The 18230-nt window shown below is 70.4% G+C and carries 13 protein-coding genes; 9 read left to right on the plus strand and 4 right to left on the minus strand.

The window, feature by feature from the left end; all coding sequences use genetic code 11:
* Nucleotides 1-84 precede the first annotated feature (84 nt).
* From WMF43_RS13515 to WMF43_RS13525, 3 genes are all read left to right on the plus strand, one after another.
* The gene (locus tag WMF43_RS13515; protein WP_437680412.1) at nucleotides 85-1440 is read left to right on the plus strand and encodes a cytochrome ubiquinol oxidase subunit I; all 1356 of its coding nucleotides are present in this window, start codon (nucleotides 85-87) and stop codon (nucleotides 1438-1440) included.
* On the plus strand, nucleotides 1430-2467 hold the full coding sequence (locus WMF43_RS13520) for a cytochrome d ubiquinol oxidase subunit II (RefSeq protein WP_437680414.1): 1038 nt from the start codon (nucleotides 1430-1432) through the stop codon (nucleotides 2465-2467). Before WMF43_RS13515 ends, WMF43_RS13520 begins: the two co-directional genes overlap by 11 nt.
* A 379-nt stretch (nucleotides 2468-2846) precedes the next feature.
* On the plus strand, nucleotides 2847-4679 hold the full coding sequence (locus tag WMF43_RS13525; protein ID WP_437680416.1) for an IgGFc-binding protein: 1833 nt from the start codon (nucleotides 2847-2849) through the stop codon (nucleotides 4677-4679).
* A gap of 86 nt (nucleotides 4680-4765) precedes the next feature.
* On the opposite strand, the gene WMF43_RS13530 is transcribed toward WMF43_RS13525, so the two are convergent.
* Nucleotides 4766-5632: a formylglycine-generating enzyme family protein gene (locus tag WMF43_RS13530; RefSeq protein ID WP_437680417.1), complete on the minus strand. Its 867-nt coding sequence runs from the start codon at nucleotides 5630-5632 to the stop codon at nucleotides 4766-4768.
* Between the two features lie 946 nt (nucleotides 5633-6578).
* On the opposite strand from WMF43_RS13530, the gene WMF43_RS13535 reads away from it, so the two are divergent.
* From WMF43_RS13535 to WMF43_RS13550, 4 genes are all read left to right on the plus strand, one after another.
* The gene (locus WMF43_RS13535; RefSeq protein WP_437680419.1) at nucleotides 6579-8312 is read left to right on the plus strand and encodes an OmpA family protein; all 1734 of its coding nucleotides are present in this window, start codon (nucleotides 6579-6581) and stop codon (nucleotides 8310-8312) included.
* Between the two features lie 309 nt (nucleotides 8313-8621).
* The gene (locus tag WMF43_RS13540; RefSeq protein ID WP_437680421.1) at nucleotides 8622-10688 is read left to right on the plus strand and encodes a MopE-related protein; all 2067 of its coding nucleotides are present in this window, start codon (nucleotides 8622-8624) and stop codon (nucleotides 10686-10688) included.
* 231 nt (nucleotides 10689-10919) lie between these two features.
* Nucleotides 10920-11543: a hypothetical protein gene (locus tag WMF43_RS13545; protein ID WP_437680422.1), complete on the plus strand. Its 624-nt coding sequence runs from the start codon at nucleotides 10920-10922 to the stop codon at nucleotides 11541-11543.
* A 218-nt stretch (nucleotides 11544-11761) separates the two neighbouring features.
* Nucleotides 11762-13027 (plus strand): helix-turn-helix transcriptional regulator, encoded by a 1266-nt coding sequence (locus tag WMF43_RS13550; RefSeq protein ID WP_437680424.1) that lies wholly within the window; start codon nucleotides 11762-11764, stop codon nucleotides 13025-13027.
* A gap of 386 nt (nucleotides 13028-13413) precedes the next feature.
* Here WMF43_RS13550 and WMF43_RS13555 read toward each other — a convergent pair whose 3' ends face one another.
* The gene (locus WMF43_RS13555) at nucleotides 13414-14799 is read right to left on the minus strand and encodes a KamA family radical SAM protein (RefSeq protein ID WP_437680426.1); all 1386 of its coding nucleotides are present in this window, start codon (nucleotides 14797-14799) and stop codon (nucleotides 13414-13416) included.
* A 205-nt stretch (nucleotides 14800-15004) separates the two neighbouring features.
* On the minus strand, nucleotides 15005-15694 hold the full coding sequence (locus WMF43_RS13560) for a transglycosylase SLT domain-containing protein (RefSeq protein WP_437680428.1): 690 nt from the start codon (nucleotides 15692-15694) through the stop codon (nucleotides 15005-15007).
* A 303-nt stretch (nucleotides 15695-15997) separates the two neighbouring features.
* On the opposite strand from WMF43_RS13560, the gene WMF43_RS13565 reads away from it, so the two are divergent.
* Nucleotides 15998-16483, plus strand: coding sequence for a hypothetical protein (locus tag WMF43_RS13565; protein WP_437680430.1), 486 nt, complete (start codon nucleotides 15998-16000; stop codon nucleotides 16481-16483).
* Between the two features lie 51 nt (nucleotides 16484-16534).
* On the opposite strand, the gene WMF43_RS13570 is transcribed toward WMF43_RS13565, so the two are convergent.
* Complete coding sequence (locus WMF43_RS13570) at nucleotides 16535-17557, minus strand: CPBP family glutamic-type intramembrane protease (RefSeq protein ID WP_437680432.1); 1023 nt, start codon at nucleotides 17555-17557, stop codon at nucleotides 16535-16537.
* A gap of 198 nt (nucleotides 17558-17755) precedes the next feature.
* Here WMF43_RS13570 and WMF43_RS13575 point away from each other — a divergent pair, with 198 nt between their 5' ends.
* Nucleotides 17756-18124, plus strand: coding sequence for a hypothetical protein (locus WMF43_RS13575; protein WP_437680434.1), 369 nt, complete (start codon nucleotides 17756-17758; stop codon nucleotides 18122-18124).
* Nucleotides 18125-18230 lie beyond the last annotated feature (106 nt).

An 18230-nucleotide genomic window follows, 5' to 3' on the forward strand; every position in this document is an offset into this window, starting at 1 on the left:
GTCGCGAGCGCGCGGGCCGGCCCGCTCGAGGGCGTCGAGAGCGGGCGCGGCGCGGGCGCTCCGAAAGGAGCCGCACGGGGCCTCATGAACAGCCTCCTTTATGCGAGGGCCCAGATGGGCCTATCGCTGGCGTTTCACATGATCTTCGCCGCCGCCGGGGTGGCGCTCCCGGTGATCATGGTTATCGCGGACGCGCTCTGGCAGCGCACGGGCGATCGCGACTACCTCGAGTTCTCGAAGCGGATGGCGAAGGGGACGGCGATCCTGTTCGCGGTGGGCGCCGTCTCGGGCACGGTGCTCTCCTTCGAGCTCGGCCTGCTCTGGCCGAGCTTCATGGGGACGTTCGGCGAGGTGGTCGGGCTCCCGTTCGCGCTCGAGGGGTTCGCGTTCTTCACCGAGGCGATCTTCCTCGGCATCTATCTCTACGGGCGCGACAAGCTCCCGCCGCGTCTGCACCTCGCGTCCGGCGCGCTGGTCGCGCTGAGCGGCGGCCTGTCGGCGTTCTTCGTGATCCTGGTGAACGCGTGCATGAACGATCCCGCCGGGTTCACGATGGTCGGGGGCCGCCCCGCGGACGTCGACCCGGTGGCGGCGATGTTCAGCCCGCCGTGGAAGCACGAGACCCTGCACGGCATCCTCGCGTGTTATCAGGCGACGGCGTTCGTGATGACGGGGATCCACGCGCTGGTCCTGCTCCGGCACCCGAGGAGCACGCTGTTCCGCAAGGCGTTCGCGGTGACGCTCGCCGTCGCCGGGGTGACGGCGGTGGCGCAGCCGTTCGTCGGGCATTTCGCGGCGGTGGAGGTCGGGGCCGGGCAGCCCGCGAAGCTCGCGGCGATGGAGGCGCATTTCGAGACGTCCGCCCGGGCGCCGTTGCTCGTCGGCGGGCTCCCCGACGTGGAGCGGGGCGAGGTCGACTACGCGATCGAGATCCCCGGAGGGCTGTCGATGCTCCTGCATTTCGATCCGGACGCGGTGGTGCCGGGCCTCGATCAGGTCCCGCGGGACGAGTGGCCGCCGGTCGCGGCGACGCACTTCTCGTTCCAGGTGATGGTCGGCGCGGGGGCGGCGATGGCGCTGCTCGCGGTGGTCGCGGCGGCGCTGGCGTGGCGCCGCCGGGGGATCCCGGATCAGCGGCCGTTCCTCTGGGCGACGATCCTGGCGAGCCCGCTCGGCATCGTGGCGATGGAGGCGGGCTGGCTGGTGACCGAGTTCGGCCGCCAGCCCTGGATCGTGCGGGGCGCGATGCGCACGCGCGACGCGGTGACGCCGTTCCCGCACCTCGCGGCGCCGTTCTGGATGTTCACGGCCGTCTATGTCTTCCTCGGCGTGGTGGTGACGTACCTGCTGGTCCGGCAGCTGCGCGCGGCGCCGCTCGGGGTGACGGGCGCGCGCGGCGAGCCCGGCGTGCTGGGGGGAGGCGCGGCCGATGCATCCTGAGTGGATCCTGGGCGGGGTGATGGTCGCGGCGCTCGTGCTGTACGCGCTGCTCGGCGGCGCTGATTTCGGCGGCGGCGTCTGGGACCTGCTCGCGTCCGGCCCGCGCAAGAAGGAGCAGCGGGAGCTCATCGAGAAGGTGATCGGCCCGATCTGGGAGGCCAACCACGTGTGGCTGATCCTGGTCGTGGTGCTGCTCTTCACCGCGTTCCCTCCGGCGTTCGCGGCGATCTCGATCGCGCTGCACGTCCCGATCACGCTGTTCTTGCTCGGGGTGGTGTTCCGCGGCTCCGCGTTCAGCTTCCGGAGCTACGACTCGCGCAAGGATCGGCGGCAGAAGCGCTGGGGGTTCGTGTTCTCGCTGGCGAGCGTGGTCGCGCCGGTGCTGCTCGGCATGATCGTGGGGGCGGTGGCGTCGGGCCGGATCCGGGTGGCGTCGGGGGTGGTCACGAGCGGCTTCTTCGCGCCGTGGCTCTCGCTCTTTCCGCTGATGCTGGGGCTGTTCGCGCTGGCGCTGTTCGCGTTCCTGGCGGCGGTCTATTTGACGAACGAGGCGACGGAGCCGGCGCTGGTGGACGATTTCCGTCGGCGCGCGCTCGTGTCGGGTGGTGTGGTGGCGGCGCTCGCGCTGGCGTCGTTTGCGGCGTCGTTCGAGGGCGCGCCGCTCATCCGGGAAGGCCTGACGGATCACCCGATCACGTGGCCGCTCCACCTCACGACGGGCGTCTCCGCGACGGCGGCGTTCTTCGGGCTGTGGACGCGCCGCTTCCGTCTGGCGCGCTTCGCGGCGGCCGCGCAGGTCACGTTGATCCTGATCGGCTGGGCGGCGTCGCAGTACCCGTTTCTGGTGGTTCCTGACGTGACGCTCGCGGGCGCGGCGGCGAACCCGAGGACGCTGCGATTGCTTGTCTGGATCCTCGGCGTCGGTTTCGTGCTGCTCTTTCCGTCGCTCTACGTGCTGTTCCGCGTCTTCGGCAGCGGCCGGGCGGGGGCGGCGTCGGACGGCGCCGGCGCTCATGAGCAGGAGTAGCGTGGAGGTGTGTGAACGTCGCAATCAGTCGTAAGCGGTCGCAAGCGGTCGTAAGCGGTCGCAATCGGCCGCGGTCGGTCGCAATGGGTCACAACCGCCCGCGACCGGCCGAACCAAGCGACCACCTCTTCCCACCCACCGGAGAGGCGTGAGGACGGCGCGGTGACAAGGACTCTGCGCGTCCGTCCGGGCGCTAGGCGGAGGCGGGGCGAAGTCCGGCGCGCATTGCATTCCTGAAATCCAGAAGCCTCTCTCATGAGGCCGCTGAAAAAACGCGAGCGCTTTCGCTGGCCTCCCCAGGGCGGGCGAACCGTGTTAGGCTCGCTGTCCAGGAGTTTCAGGATGCTGTGGGGGAAGGAGTCCTGTAGAGATGGCGAACATGGCTAGATACCGTAGGCACGCGACGGTCGTGCTTCTTGCAGCGACGGCCGGAGTGGCGGGCTCGTTCGTCGCGTGCTCGGATTCGTACCGCAACGACACGTCCGGCAGCGGCACGGGGCCTGGCGGGCCGGGCGGCGGCGGCGACGGCGGCGCCGGCGGCACCGGTTCGACCGGGGCCCTCGGCGAGGGGGGGCTCTGCGAATACACGTGCTCGAATGACCTGAAGCGCGTCATCAGCTGCAATGGCGCGACGATCGAGGAGTGCGGGCCGGAAGAGGGGTGCCTCAACGCGGCGTGCGAGCCGGGGCCGTGCAACGCGGCGGAACAATCGAAGAGCTCGTACGGGTGCGATTACTGGGCGCTCAAGCCGGCTCTCCTCACGGAGTCGAGCGGTGCCTGTTTTGCTGCGTTCGTCGCCAATACGTGGGAGAAGCCTGTTCACATCAAGGTGGAGAGGAACGGCGTCGAGCTCCCGGTCGAGACCTTCGCAGGCATTCCGTCCGGCCAGGGAGAGGTACAATTCGAGCCGTACAATGCGGAAGAGGGGCTTGGCGTCGGACAAATCGCCATGCTGTTCCTCTCGCGGCGCAACATCGCCGGTGCAGGCCTGCCCGCCTGTCCGCTGCCTCCCGCGTTCTCGGGGGTGACCGGAGAGACCGGCGTCAACGGAACAGGAATAGGCTCGGCGTTCCACATCACGACGGATTACCCGGTGGTCGCCTATCAGATCGTGCCCTACGGCGGCTCGGAGTCTGCCGTCACGTCCGCCTCGCTGCTCCTGCCGACGAGCGCCTGGGACAAGAATTACATCGCGGTGAATGCGTACAAGAGCTCGGAGCCGATCGTGCCGGGCGGGAACCCGTCGCTCGAGATTCTCGCGAATGAAGATGGTACCGAGGTCACGATCCTGCCCAAGGTCAACATCGTCGGGGGGAACGGCGTCGCGCAGGCTGCCGCCGACACGCCGGTGACCTACACGCTGGATGCGGGGCAGTTCCTTCAGATCGTGCAGCCGGAAGAGCTGACCGGGAGCCCGATCCTGTCCAACAAGCCAATCGGAGTATTCGGCGGCTCGCCGTGCATGACGGTGCCGAGCGATGAGCTGGACTGCGATTCCGCGCACCAGCAGCTCGCGCCCGTGAAGGCCCTAGGCAACGAGTACGCCGCGGTGCGGTACCGCAACAGGAGCGACGCCGAGGAGTCTCCCCCCTGGCGCCTCGTCGGCGCCGTGGATGACACCGCACTTGAATGGACTCCTGAGAAGCCCGAAGGCGCTCCGGACAAGATCAACCTTGGCGAGGTGATCGAGTTCAACAGCGCGGGCCCGTTCGTCGTCCGTAGCCAAGATGCGAATCATCCGTTCTACCTCGGCTCTTACATGACGGGCGGCTTCTCCTACGACAGGATCGGCGACCCCGACTGGGTCAACGTGATCCCGCCTTCGCAGTTCCTGAACTACTACGTGCTGTTTACCGATCCTACGTACCCCGAGACGAGCTTGGTCGTCATCCGCACGAAGTCGGGCGTCGATCAGAGCTTCGCCGACGTGACGCTCGACTGCCTCGGCGACTCTCCGGAAGGTGGACCGATCACCGGCTGGGAGCCGTTCGGTGACTACGAGTACGCTCGTGTCGATCTCGTGAAGGGCAGGTTCGAGAACCAGGGAAATTGCGCCAACGGCAGGCATGTCATGTCGAGCGCGCTGCCGTTCGGGGTGACCGTGTGGGGCTGGGGCGCGTATGATCCCCACCTCCAGGTCTCCTACGCGTATCCTGCCGGCGCCGGGTTCCAGCCGATCAACGAGGTGGTCGTGCCCCCCACGCCCCGCTGATTCGCTCCTGGTGGCGCTCCTCCCCCTGCGCTCGTGGGTCGCCGTGACCCGCGAGCGCCCCCCTGCCGGCGCCGGCGTCCAGCCGGTCAACGAGGCCGGCGCTCCGTACCCGCTTGGCTGAGCGCGACGTCCCGCGCGCAACGAAACCCGACGAAGACGTTCCTGTTGCGGGGATTCTCTGCCGACTGGGCGTCGGTCGTCACGTAGTGCTCGCTGGTCCAGGCAGTTCCCCCACGAACGACGCGGTTCTCCGTATTCCCTTGAAGTCGAGCGCAGTCATTGCATGGGAGCGGGAACCCCAGCTGATAAACATCCAGGACCAGCTCTCCTGCGTTGCCTGACATGTCGGCCATGTCCCATTTGGCATCCCCGTCCGGCGACTTCGAGCCCACCGGTAAGAAGTCGTTCATGCTGCATTCCTCCGCATCCTCGTCATCAGCGAGGCAGCCGTAGGCTGCTCTTGAGGGGGCGATAGACGACCCCCACGGGTACTCTCGCTGCTCTTCACCTCCAGCGGCCGCGTAGTTCCATTCCGCCTCGGTGGGTAGACGCCCGCCGTCCCATATACAGAACGCAAACGCCTCCAGCCATGTTACGCAGGTGATGGGGTAATCCTCTTGGAGCTCTGGGTAGTCAGTCCAGAATGCATCGGGGCACCTGAGCGCGACCTTGAAGGCCTCCTTGCTGGGCGTAAGATCACCGTTCCAGCCCGGTTCCCACCCGCTTCCCGGAAGCTTCGGGTGCGCGCCCGCTCCTTCCGGGGGTGGATCCGCTTGAGTGCCTTTCCCCGCCTCTACAAACGCGCGGAAGCGTCCCACCGTGACTTCGTAGATGTCTATCTCGAATTCGCTGATGCGTGCCGGATACGAAGGGTCGTTCGCTCGGTTGAACATCCCTCCCGTGATGCGGGCTGTGCCGCAGCAGTCCGCACCCGAGCTGAGGCCGCAGTTCAATCCCGCTCCTGGGCCAGCCTCCTGGCAGCTCGGAGCGACGCACGAGCCAGCCCGGCAGCCAGGAAGTGGATCTTTGCACGGCGCTTCGGCCGCCCAGACGCCGCTGACGCAAGCTCGCGGCGTCCGCCCCTCGCAGCTTCGCTCTCCCTCGACGCACTCCGTGCAGTATCCTTGTGAACATACCGGCTTATCTTCGCTGCACAATCTCTGCGTGACCCACTCTCCGGAGGCGCACTGTCGCGGCGCGTCGCCGACGCAGTCGCGGTCGCCGTCGTGGCAGGGGGCCTCCCCGGTTGACGAACTCGCCTCGCTCCCGGCGCCACCGGCGCCCGGAGCATCAACGAACTCGTCGAGCCCAAGAGCGAGCCCACATCCAACGGTGCCGAGAGTCAATCCAAGGGAGAGCAGCAACGGACGCATCGGCAGGTAGTGTACATTGAAACTGGACTGTGTCTGCCTGGTCCCATCCTGGAGACGTCCGGCTGGCGCAGGAGCCTACGCCGCTAGCGTATCCTCGGCAGCCTCTGCGAACGCAGCGGCCTTCTGCCGTCACGGCCCCACGCGTACTCCGCTAGCTCCTTCAGTTCTTCAGGCCGCGCTGCGGTTGTCGCTTACCCCCACGGCGTCACGGTGTACGTGACGCCGCCCCGTCCTTATCTCCTCCGATCTCCGCTCCGCGCGCGACCAGCCACGCCCGCCCCACCCCCGGGTAACCCCCCCGGCCCGCTCGCCCCGGACGCAGCGCCCGCGCCGGCGCCGCCCCTCCCGCGACGGCGGCGCTCGGCGCCCCTCATGTGCCCGCGGCGGTCCTCGCACCTCCTGGCTCGACCCAGGAGACTTCCTCCCCCGGGCCGAGTAGTCTCCCGCCCGGACGCCGGCCCGCATGCGGCGGAACGCTCGCGTCCACCTCGTTTTTCGAGCGTTGCTTGGAGGACAGCTCACCGTGATGGATCGAAGACACCTGCCGGGCGGGAAGACGCGACGCTGGTCGCGCCTTCGCGGCCCGCTGGCCGCCGCGGCCCCGCTGGCCGTAGCAGCCCTCGCCGGGCTTGCGCCCTCCGCCGCCCACGCGCAGGACCGGACCTTCTACCTCGACCGCCTCAGGATGGCCGGCGCACCCGAAGACGGCATCGGGGTCTGGCGCCCGCAACTCGGCGAGAAGACGCGCTTCTTCGGGCAGCTCGGGCTCGGCGTGTCGATCCACCCGCTCCGCAACGACAACTACGTTGACAACCTCGCGATCGAGGAGAAGCTCGAGGGGCAGGGGCCCGTCACCTCGCAGCTCATCACCTACCTGGACGCCGGCGTCGAGATCCTCGGGCGCGGCGCCCTCCAGGTCTCGTTCCCCATCATCCTCTTCCAGGACGGCAACCAGACCTACCACCGCGAGCTCGGCATCGAGGAGAGCGTCGACCTCAAGACCGCCGCCCCGATGGACCTCCGCCTCGACGCGCGCCTCGTCGCGCTCGAGCTCGACGAGCGGCGCTTCAAGCTCGGGGTCACCGGCGCCGTCTTCGTGCCCATCGGCAACAAGTACTCCTTCGGCGGCGACCGGAAGGTGAGCAGCTCGTTCGGCCTCGGCGCCGAGTACGACTTCCAGAAGTTCTTCGTCACCCTCAACGCCGGCGTCGCGATCCGGCCGCCGGTCCAGCTCCACGAGCTCCGCGTCGGCTCCGAGCTCACCTACGGCGTCGGCGGCTACGTCCCGCTGCGCGACGACACGATCCGCGTCGGGGCCGAGATCTTCGGATCCTTCGGCCTGCTCGACGAGACGCGCGGCGAGCTCGACGCCTCGCCGATCGAGTGGATGGCGAACGGGAAGATGTTCCTCACCAAGGACAAGGCGCTCTACGCCGGCGCCGGCGTCGGCACCCGGCTGAGCGGCGGCTACGCCCCCGATTTCCGCGGGGTCGCCGTCTTCGGCGGCTCGTTCCGCATCACCGACACCGACGCCCGCTCGCCCGGCTTCGACTACGTCATCGAGCAGGAGAAGGACGCCGACGGCGACGGCTACCCCGACGTCATCGACCTCTGCCCGGAGGACCCGGAGGACGGCAAGCAGCCCAAGCCGAGCGACGGCTGCCCGGACATGCCCGATCGCGACGGCGACGGCATCCCCGACGTCGTCGACAAGTGCCCGGACGACCCGGAGGACAAGGACGGCATCGACGACCGCGACGGCTGCCCCGAGGAGGACGCCGACCAGGACGGCATCCCCGATGCGGTCGACAAGTGCCCGAAGGAGCCGGGGCAGGTCGTCGTGGACGATCCGGAGAAGAACGGCTGCCCGTACTACATCCGCAGGATCACCGGCTCGGCCGAGATCGAGATCATGAAGCAGGTCGAGTTCGAGTTCGACAGCTCCAGGATCCTCCCGCAGAGCTATCCGATCCTCGACGAGGTCGTGCGGCTGCTCAAGGCGAACCCCGAGATCAAGCTCCTCAGCATCGAAGGGCACACCGACAACCAGGGCACCGCCGACTACAACGACAGGCTCGCCCAGGCCCGCGCCACCGCGGTGAGGTTCTACCTCATCAACAACGGCATTCAGAGCGAGCGGCTCACCTCCGCCGGCTTCGGCGCCCGCCGGCCGCTCGTCTCGAACGACACGCCGGAAGGCCGGCAGCGCAACCGTCGCGTCGAGTTCCACATCAAGCAGCAGACCATCGAAGGCCGGTAGGCCCCGGGCGGGGCTGCCCCCGCAGCCCCGCCGAGATCCAGCGACGTTTGCGCGCACGCCCCTCGCCGGCGTGCGCGCAAACGTCAGCCCTGCACACACCTGGACGGCGCGCGCGCAAACGTCACCCCGCACGCCGGCGAGCGCTCCCTGCGCGGCCGCCGGAGGGCAGGGGAGGGGCCGAGTGGCCCGCGCGCGACACCGCGCTTCTGCCGATCTGCCATCCTCCGCGTCGCGGGCGGGTTATCTTGTGATCTTGGCGATCGGGCACCTCCCCGGGTGCGCCGCCTCGCAGAGGGGAGCAGCTCGCCCATGTCGACCAGAATCTGCGCTGTCCGTCGCCGTCCGCCGGCCTGGACCGGAGGGTTGGTCGCCCTGGCCGGCCTCGCGCTCGCGACCGGGGCGGCCCCGTCGTGCGCCGGCGACGAGCCCCCGGGTGACGCCCACGGCGGAGGAGGGGAGGACGTCGCCGACTGCCCTACCGACTGCTCCACGGATCCGCGCGCTCCGCTGTGTGATCGCGCGACGGGCCGCTGCGTCGCGTGCCTGCCCGGCGCCGGCGCGTGCCCTGTCGGTCACACCTGCGCGCCCGACGTGATGGCCTGCGTGCCCGGATGTGAATCCCAGTCCGATTGCCCTGCTCCGCTCGTCTGTGATCTCGAGAAGCGCGCCTGCGTCGGCTGCACCACGGACACCGAGTGCCTCGCTGGGACCGTGTGCACGCCGGAGGGCGAGTGTGTTCAGGGCTGCTCGGCGGCGCGCCCGTGTCCGGGCGGCGCCGCGTGTTGCGAGGACCTCTGTCGGGATCTCCAGACAGACGTGTTGAGCTGCGGCGTCTGCGGTCGAGCCTGCCCGGAGCTGCCCCACGGCGAGAGCGCCTGTATCTCGGGCGCCTGCTTGCTCGGCGCCTGCGAGAGCGGGTTCGTCGACTGCAACAGGGACCCGGCGGACGGGTGCGAGCACGACGTCGCGGAGCGCGGGCCCTGCTCGTGTACGCCCGGCGAGACCAGGGAATGTTACCAGGGTGCGCCGGGCACGGAGGGGGTGGCCCCCTGCGCGCCGGGGGTCTCCACCTGCAGGCCGAGCGGCCTCGCGTGGGGGCCGTGCCTCGGCCAGGTGCTGCCGGAGCGGGACGCGTGTGACGACGGCATCGACAACGACTGTGACGGCGTGGTCGACAACGCCCCCGATCAGGACGAGGACGGGTGGACGATCTGCGAGGGCGACTGCTGCGACGCCACGTCGGACGGGTGCCCCACCCCGCTGCTCGTGAACCCCGGCGCCTTCGAGGTGCCGGGCAACAGGGTCGACGACGACTGCGACGGCGCGGTCGACAACGCCTCGACCTGCGACGCGGGGCTCGCGAGCAACTCGGCCGCTGCGCTCGATTACGCCAGGGCGATCGACCTCTGCGCCACCACGGCGGCGAGCCCGGCGTCGCCCGCGCAGCGCACGTGGGGGGTCATCTCCGCGAGCTTCCGCCGCGCCGACGGCTCCGGCGTGCCGGCGGCGGACCAGCGGTCGATCCGCCGGGGCTTCGGCTCGGGCATCGCGCCGCTCCGGGGCGTGCGCCTCGCCGCGCTCTCGACCGGCGTGGCCGCCGCGCAGGCGGCGCCGAACAACACGAGCCCGAGCTTCGCCGCGTTCCAGGGCGGCCGGGACATGGGGACGTCGAGCGGCGTGCCCGCGGACTGGCTCGACGCGAACGGCGGCGACTTCCCGAACGCGCCCGGGTGTCTGGAGCCGCTCGACGGCGCGACCGCCCACGATCCCGTGATGCTGCGGCTGCGCGTCCGGGTGCCGACGAACGCGAGCTCGTTCAGCGTCTCGGCGTTCTTCCTCGCGTCCGAGTACCCGGAGTGGGTGTGCAGCCGGTACAACGACTTCTTCCTGACGCTCCTCGACTCGGCGTTCGAGCCCGTCCCGGGCGAGACGCCGAATCCCGCGGACAAGAACCTCGCCTTCTACGATCCTCCGCCCGCCGGCGGGCCCGTCTACCCCGTCGGCGTGAACCTCGCTTTCGGCAACACGGGGCTCTTCACCCAGTGCGTGAACGGCCCGACGGGCTGCGGCACCGGCGCCCAGCCCGGCGCAACAAACACCTGCACTGGAATTGAACAGCTCCTCGGTACGGGCTTCGACATCGTGAGGCCGCCGGCCCAGTTCGACGGCGAGCCGGGGTGGTGCGGCGCGAGCGAGCGCGCGGGCGGGGGGACCGGGTGGCTGGTCATGAACGGCAATGTCACCCCGGGAGAGATCATGGAGCTTCGCTTCGTGCTCTGGGACACGGGCGATGCCTGGAACGATTCCGTTGTCCTCCTCGACAATTTCCAGTGGTCGACCTTTGCCTCGACGCCCGGCACACGCGCCGAGCTCTGATCGCCCCCGCGCGGCCGGGTGGGCGCGGCGTGCCGCCGGCGCCCGGGGGGCCGCGCGTCATGGCGTGCGGGTCGCACCTTGGGGGTGTCTCCGGCGCGGCGCCTGAGGAGCGCGCGAACGCAGCGGACGGACCGCGACCCGATTACACTGCGCGTCGAGCTGGGGACCGCGCCACGCATCCTTCGGCATCGCGCTCCAGGGAGCGCTTCCGTTACCACCCAAGGAGACTGCATGAGGAGAACGATCACGCCGCTCGCGCTGTTGCTCGCGAGCCTGTCTTTTGCCGCGCTCGGCTGCGACAGCAAGGGGAGCGAAGCGACCCCGGGGGCGGTGGCCGAGGGGAAGCCGGCCGACAGCGCCGCGCCGGCGGCCGTGCCCGCTGCCACGACGGTGGCCGCGCCGGCCGCGACGACCGCTGAGCCGGCCGCCTCCGCGCCGGCGGCTGCGGAGGCGCCCGCGGCGGCGGAGACGGCGGCGGCTGCGGCGGAGACGGCGGCCGCGGCGGCGCCGAAGGCGACGAGCTCCGCGGCGGCGGCGGCGACCGGCGCGGCGCAGGCGGGCGAGAAGAAGTTCGACTGCGGCGCGAAGGGCCAGAAGCCCTGTCCGATGCAGGCCTGGATGAAGAGCACGATGGCCTCGGCCACCTCGAGCGGCGACGGCGCGAAGATCGCGGCCGCGTTGACGTACGTCGCGGGCAAGCCGCCGCCCGGCATGGGCAGCTGGGTGTCGATCTCGAAGAACGGCGCGGCCAAGGCGAAGGCCGGCGACATCGACGGCGCCAAGGCGAGCTGCAAGCAGTGCCACGACCTCTACAAGGAGCAGTACAAGAAGACGATGCGCGATCGTCCCTGGTGAGCCGTTCCCGGAGGCGTCCGGCGTGCGGAGCGCATCGCGCGCCGGCCCGGGCGCGGGACAAACATCTTGGACGGGCGGGGTCGATGCGATAGAGCCCTGAGCCGATGGCTCGCGCTGCTCGCACAGGCCCCGGGGGTGCCCATGCGTCGGCCGCCTCGCCCGCCCGAGCGCGGGGCGCCGGCGGCTCGGGCGCGTCCGCGCGCGGGTCCGGCCGCTCGTTGTCCGATCCGTTCTCCAGCAGCGCGGTCCCGCCGGCGAAGCCGCGCTCGGCCGCGCCCCCGCGGCTCACCGGCGGCGCCGGGGTCGACACAAAGTCGAGCGCGCCGGTCTCCTCGTCGCCGAGCGTGCGCCCTCAAGCCCCTCCCGTGCGGACGGACTCGATCGTCCCTGCGTCTCCGTCGAAGCGGCCTCCCCCGCCGGAGGCGGACGACGACGGCCGGGGTGGTTCCCAGCGTGGCCGTCCGCGCGGCCCGTTCACGCAGCACCGCAGGCTCGACTCGCTGCGCAGCCTCCTTCAGAAGCACCCGGCGGGCCTGACGATCTACGAGCTCGCGCGCGAGCTCGACGTCACGCCGCGCTCGCTCCGGCGTTACCTGGTCGAGGTCAAGCGCGAGCTCGACATCGTCTCGGTCGCCACGCGCCCCGGCGGTCCTCGGCTCTGGCGGTTGTCTCCGAGCGAGGCCCCGCGCCGCGTGGAGGTGCGGCGCACGCAGGCGTACGCCTTGCTTGCCGCCCGCAGGTTGTTCGAGCCGATGCGCGGCTCGACGCTCTTCGAGGAGATCGATCTCGCCGCGCAGCGCCTGCTCGGCGTCGCGCGCCGTCCGGGGCGCGGCCCGAACGCCGGCGTCGCCGACGCGCGCCTCGAGGAGCGTTTCCTCTACCTCCCGTTCGCGCCGAAGGACTACGCCGCGCGCACCGAGGAGCTCGACGACCTGTTCCAGTCCGTCGCCGACCTGCGCCCGCTCCGCTGCCGTTATCGTCGCTCGCGGGATGGCCGTGAGGAGCGCGTGCTCATCCACCCGTACGCGCTGGTCCTCTACAAGGACGCGATCTACTGCGTCGGCCTGCATGTCAGCCGCGGCGAGGTGCGCACGTTCCTGCTCGACCGCATGCGCGACACCGAGTGCGCGGTGACCGAGCGTTTCGAGCTCCCCCCCGACTTCTCCATCGACGACTACTTCCAGGGCCAGTTCGGCATCTGGCGCGGCGGCGAGCCCCGCCGTGTCGTGATCGACTTCGACGAGCGCGTGACCGAGTTCGTGAGGACGCGCAAGGTGCACCCTTCGCAGGAGATCACCCCTCTCTCCGGCGGCGGCGTGCGGCTCACGATGCACATCGGCGACATGACGGAGCTCGCGACGTGGGTGCTCGGCTTCGGCGAGACCGCCCGCGTCGTCGAGCCCCCCGATCTCGTCGACCGCGTGAAGCGCGAGCTCTCCGGCGCCCTAGCGCGTTACAACGACGCCCCGCCCCCCGAAGGCTGACCCCCCGCTCGAGCTTCCCACCCGCAGCGCCGGAGGGGCCGCTGCGCGAGCCGATCGAGCACCAACCGAGGCGCCGCCCCGCTCGAGTTCCCACCCGTAGCGTCGGAGGGGGCGCTGCGCGGCAGGGCGCGGGGGGTGCGATCGAGCACCGACCGAGGCGCCATAAGCTCCCAGCCGGCTCCACGCCTCAGGCGCGCCTTGTGTGGCGCGCACCATAACGTCCCAGCCGGCATGGCCCGAAGGGAGCCATGCCGGGCGGTGTTCCCAGCGCAAGCTCCTTCGTCCCAGTCTTGCCGATTGGCGAGCGCCCCCCGCGCCCTGCCGCGCAGCGCCCCCTCCGGCGCGAGCCGTCCGGCGCTCCCTCTCTCTCGCTCTCGCTCTCGGCTTCAGCGCGAAGCCCGAAGCGCCTCGTCGATCATCTTCTGGTGCTCCGCCGGATCCGCCCACCGCGCCCGCCCCTCGGCCGGCAGCTGATCGATCGGATCGAAGTACGTGTACCGCTGCCCCGGCTTGACGCTCGGCGCCTCGAACACCGAGATCCCGGTCGTGCGATCGTAGTGCTCGAACGAGTGCGCGTCGCGTTTCCCTCCGCCCCCGGGCGCGTCGACCACGAACGTCGGCGTGTTGAACCCCGCCGTCGACCCGCGCACGTACTTCTCGATCATGAGCCCCGTCGCGAGCGTGGTCCGCAGGTCCTCCACCCCTCGGACGAGATCGTGGATGTAGACGTAGTAGGGGTGCACGTGGAGGTGCCCGAGCCGCTTCACGAGCAGCTTCATCGTCTCCGGCGTGTCGTTCACCCCGCGCTGCAGCACCGACTGGTTCCGGACCGTGATCCCCCGCTCGAACAGCTTGTTCATCGCGTCGCGGGTGATGCCCGTGATCTCGTTCGGGTGGTTGAAGTGGGTGTGGATCACGACCTCCTTGTGCAGCTTCCGCCCGAGCTCCACCGTGCGCGTGACCGCGTCGATCCACTCGTCGTCCGTGAGGATCTTCTGCGGCATCACGGCCGGCCCCTTGGTGGCGAGCCGGATGCGCTGGATGTTCGGCATCCTGAGGAGCGTCTCCCCGATCGCGCCGAGCTGCTCCGGCCGCAGGTTGTACGCGTCGCCCCCGGAGACGACGATGTCCTCCAGCTCGGGCCGCGACGCGATGTACGCGTACGCGCGCTTCCACCGCTCCTCGTCGACCTTGAAGTGGGTCTTCTCGACCTCCTCGGTGTCGATGCCCACCGCGTAGCTGCGCGTGCAGAAGCGGCAGTAGACGGGGCAGGTGTCGAGCGGGAGGAAGAGCGCCTTGTCGGCGTAGCGGTGGGTCAGCCCCGGGACGGGCGCGTCGGCGCGCTCGTGCAGCGAGTCGAGCCCGAGCTTCGGGTGGTCCGGCAGGAAGCGCGACGCCAGCGGGATGAACTGCGTCCGGAGCGGATCGTTGACCGGATCGTTCCAGTCGATCAGCGAGAGCAGGTACGGCGAGACGCGGACGCTCATCGGCGCGCGCGCGAAGCCTTCGGTCGCGTCGCGGATGAAGTCCTCGGACACGATCCCGCGCAGCGCGTCGAGCAGCTTGTCCGGGCGGGTGATCGACCGCTTCGCTTGCCAGCGGTGATCCATGAACTGCTCGTCGGTGACGTCGGCGTACGCGGGGATCCTCCGGAAGTCCGGCGTCTCGAGCAGCTGCGTGTGCTGGAGCGACGCCGGGTCCACCGGCGGCTTCAGGGGCGCGATGTCTTGGCTTCGTTTGGTGAGGTCGATCAGGCTCGAGGTGGTCGTCATGTCGTGGACCCTTGGCCGCGCAGAAAGAGGAGAGCGTCGGCGGATGACCGCCTGCCCGCGCCGGCGCTTCTCAGGGCCCGTCCGGCGAGGGGCAGACAGCTTCCGAGCGTAGCATCGCGCTCCCCCGCCGGGGACGGCGCGTGTAGGGTCACGTGGTCGTAGTGTAGCGGACGTCGCGGAGCGGGCGTGCTCTCCGGTGGCGCCGTCAGGGCTCGATCGAGGCCACCGTCGCGTCCCGGGTGCTGCGGTAGCGCGCGTAGTATGTCCGCACGCGGGTGACGTAGGCCTGGGTCTCTTCGTACGGAGGAATGCCGCCGTACCGCATGACCGCCCCTTCGCCCGCGTTGTACCCGGCGATGGTGAGATCGAGATCTCCGTTGAAGAGGTTGGCCAGGATGCGCAGGTAGCGCGTTCCCCCGAAGATGTTCTCCCGCGCGTCGAACGCGTCGCGCACCTGCATGCGCAGGGCGGTCTCGGGCATCAGCTGCATCAGCCCCTGCGCGCCGACGGGCGAGACGGCGCGCGGGTCGTAGTCGCTCTCGCACTTGATGACGGCGCGGACGAGCTCTTCCGGGATCTGGTAGAGCGCCGCCGCCTGCCGGATCCACGCGTCGTAGCGGCTGAAGCGCTCGAGGGATTTGTCGCTCGGCGCGACCGGGTTCACCCCCGCGCGCTTCGAGGCCCCGCCCTTCTCGTCGCCCTTGATGTACAGCTTGAAGCGCCCGTCGCCCGTCCGGCGGTTCGAGAAGTGCACCGTCCCGTCCGCGTCGGTGTACGTGAAGATGTCGGCGAGGGCGCTGCCGGGGTGCAGCGCGAGGGCGGCGAGGCCGAGCGCGGCGCCGAGGAGCCGCAGCGAGGCGCGAGGAGAGGGGCCGGAGGTCGCTTTCACGGGCATCGTTCCGCTCAGCATAGGTTGTGATCGCCTGCTCCGGCAAATCGCACCGTGGCGGCGGAAATGCACGCAATCAGACGTCAGGGAGCGTCAGGGAGCGTCGGAGAGCGCCACGGAGCGTCAGCGAACGTCGGAGGACGTCCTCGGACGCCGACGGATGTCATGGGACGTCGGGGAACGTCGAAGAACGCCGCGGGCCGGGCCGCCATTCCGCCGGCGTCATCGCGGGCCGCCCGGCGCGCCGCGACCTCCTTCCAGAAGCTCCATCTGGTGAGCACCTTCCGGGCGCTGTAGAAGGCGGGCGCCATGGAGATCGGCTGGCGGCACGTTCTCGCGGGGGTTGCGGCCCTCTTCATCCTGTTCCTGCTCGTCAAGATGCGCCCCGCCCGGCGGCGCCGGGACACCCTGAGCGCGGAGGTGCAGGCGGCGCGGGAGCGCGCGCGTCGCGCGGCGACCCCGCGCGAGCGGGCCGAGGCCCTGTGCGACGCGGGCGCGCACGCCCTGCGCGGCAGCCGCCGCGTCACGGCGGCCGTCGGCTTCTTCGTGCGGGCGATGCGCGCCGATCCCACCTCGGCCCGGACCATCGAGCTCACCACCGGCGCGCTGGCGAAGCGCCGGCCCCGGCTCCTGGAGAAGATCCTCTGGCGGAGGCTCGCGGTGCTCCCCTGGGACGGCGACCACCGCGAGGCCGCGCGCGCCGCGGCGATCGGGCTGCGGGATCTCTACCGGCGCGAGATCCGGGACCGGAACCGGGCCGAGATCATGCGCAAGCTGGCCGACTCGTTCGGCTGACGCGGCGCGCGGCCGCCCCGGGCCCCCGCCGCGTCCCCCCGCGGGCTCGCGTCACGTCCCCCAGAACGAGCGCGGCAGCGCGCCCCGGTTCGACAGCGCGACGATGTCCATGAGCAGCGCGATCGTCACGTGGACCAGGAAGCCCGAGTAGATGCTCCTCGTCCGCATCGCGAGCGATCCCAGCGCGATCCCGGCGACCACGGCGCCGGCCGCCTCGAGGTACGGCTTGCCGAAGTGGATCATGCAGTAGGGGACGATCATGGCGAAGATCGCGCCGGAGCCGAGGGTGTGCCGCAGGCCGGCGAGCCAGAAGCCGCGGAAGAAGATCTCCAGGGCGAAGAACTGGGCGAAATACATCGCCTCCCAGGCGATGAGGTCGAACCAGGAGCGCGAGGACTGCTTGTAGAACGGATAGTAGGCGCCGAAATCGGGCGCGCTCGCGACGATGAACACCGCCGGGACCACGACCGCGAGGCAGAGCAGGTAGATCCACGCGTGCTGCGCGAGCCCGCGGACGCGCAGCCCCATGTCGAGCAGGCTGTCCTTCGGGAAGCAGAGCTTCCACGCGACCATCGGGATGGCCACGTAGCCGAAGACGCGGGTGAACGACCACCAGACGTAGCTGTAGAGCTCGTCGTAGCGGCGGAGCGACACCGGCACCGCGGGCGCGCCCTGGGCGAGCGCCTGCGCGAGCTCGATCTCGCGCAGCCACGGGCGGATGTGCTCGTCGTAGACGGTCCGGCCGCCGTAGTACTGCTGGAGCATGAGCACGACCGCCGTGATCGTGAACAGGACGGCGGGCCGCCGGTCGTAGCCGCCGGCGGCGAGCGTGCGCCGCTGGTGCTCGTGGGCCTCGACGTCGAGCTCCCGCCAGGTGCGCCGGAAGAAGAGCCAGAGGAGGGGCGCGAGCGCGACGAACGCGGCGACGGGGAACAGCGCCCTGAGGAGCGTGCTCGCCAGGGCGGACGAGGACGCCTCGACGGCGCGGGGCCGCGCCTCTGCGAGCGGCCGGACCCGGTCGACGTGCGCCACGAGCCAGCTGCCGAGGTTGAACATCGGCGCGCCCTCTACCATGATCCGCGGCCCACCACAGCGGCCGCGCGCGGCGCCGGCCGGCAGCCCGCGCGCAGCGCCGTGGCCGCGCGCAGCTCGCCCGAAGCGCGGCCTTGCGGTGACCCGGGCCGCTCTGCTAGATCGCGGTCCCAATTCATGCCGCGCGAGTCATCTCGCGCATTGCCGGTGCAGGCACGCCTGCCCGCGGGAGTTTGAGCAATGGCTAGCAAGAATCCGCTCGCGATCGTGAAGGAGCGCTTCGGCGACAAGGCGAAGCTCGTCGAGGCCGTGAAGGCGTTTGCGAACGAGGACCTCTGGCTCGGGCGCGTCAGCTCGGATCGGGGCGGTTCGAAGGGGCTGGATCACGTCTCCAACACCAAGCTCCTCCGCCTCCACGCGACCTTCAGCGAGGTGAAGGAGAAGTTCGGGACCCGGGCGAAGCTCATCGACGAGACCCTGACGGTCCTGAACCGGACGAAGGATCAGGGCTACAAGAAGCGCCTCGAGGCGTACCCCGTCCCGCGCCTCTACGATCTCTACAAGTCGGCCTCGAAGCGGGCGAAGGCGGCGACGAAGTCCCAGGCCTAGGCGCCTCGCCTCGCGAGCGCGCGCGTGCGCGTTGATCGACGTCGATGACAATGTCGGGCCTGCCCGGGCTGCCTGCCCTTGAAGGTCCGGCTCTCCTATCGTAATT

Origin of the sequence: Sorangium sp. So ce131 (assembly GCF_051519095.1) — a bacterium.
Classification (GTDB): domain Bacteria; phylum Myxococcota_A; class Polyangia; order Polyangiales; family Polyangiaceae; genus Sorangium.

Coding starts and splice junctions, on each gene's coding strand:
- WMF43_RS13570 (WP_437680432.1), bottom strand. CDS start 17,557: ATGGTAGAGGGCGCGCCGATGTTCAACCTCGGCAGCTGGCTCGTGGCG.
- WMF43_RS13560 (WP_437680428.1), bottom strand. CDS start 15,694: ATGCCCGTGAAAGCGACCTCCGGCCCCTCTCCTCGCGCCTCGCTGCGG.
- WMF43_RS13525 (WP_437680416.1), top strand. CDS start 2,847: ATGGCTAGATACCGTAGGCACGCGACGGTCGTGCTTCTTGCAGCGACG.
- WMF43_RS13540 (WP_437680421.1), top strand. CDS start 8,622: ATGTCGACCAGAATCTGCGCTGTCCGTCGCCGTCCGCCGGCCTGGACC.
- WMF43_RS13565 (WP_437680430.1), top strand. CDS start 15,998: ATGGAGATCGGCTGGCGGCACGTTCTCGCGGGGGTTGCGGCCCTCTTC.
- WMF43_RS13545 (WP_437680422.1), top strand. CDS start 10,920: ATGAGGAGAACGATCACGCCGCTCGCGCTGTTGCTCGCGAGCCTGTCT.
- WMF43_RS13520 (WP_437680414.1), top strand. CDS start 1,430: ATGCATCCTGAGTGGATCCTGGGCGGGGTGATGGTCGCGGCGCTCGTG.
- WMF43_RS13575 (WP_437680434.1), top strand. CDS start 17,756: ATGGCTAGCAAGAATCCGCTCGCGATCGTGAAGGAGCGCTTCGGCGAC.
- WMF43_RS13515 (WP_437680412.1), top strand. CDS start 85: ATGAACAGCCTCCTTTATGCGAGGGCCCAGATGGGCCTATCGCTGGCG.
- WMF43_RS13555 (WP_437680426.1), bottom strand. CDS start 14,799: ATGACGACCACCTCGAGCCTGATCGACCTCACCAAACGAAGCCAAGAC.
- WMF43_RS13535 (WP_437680419.1), top strand. CDS start 6,579: ATGGATCGAAGACACCTGCCGGGCGGGAAGACGCGACGCTGGTCGCGC.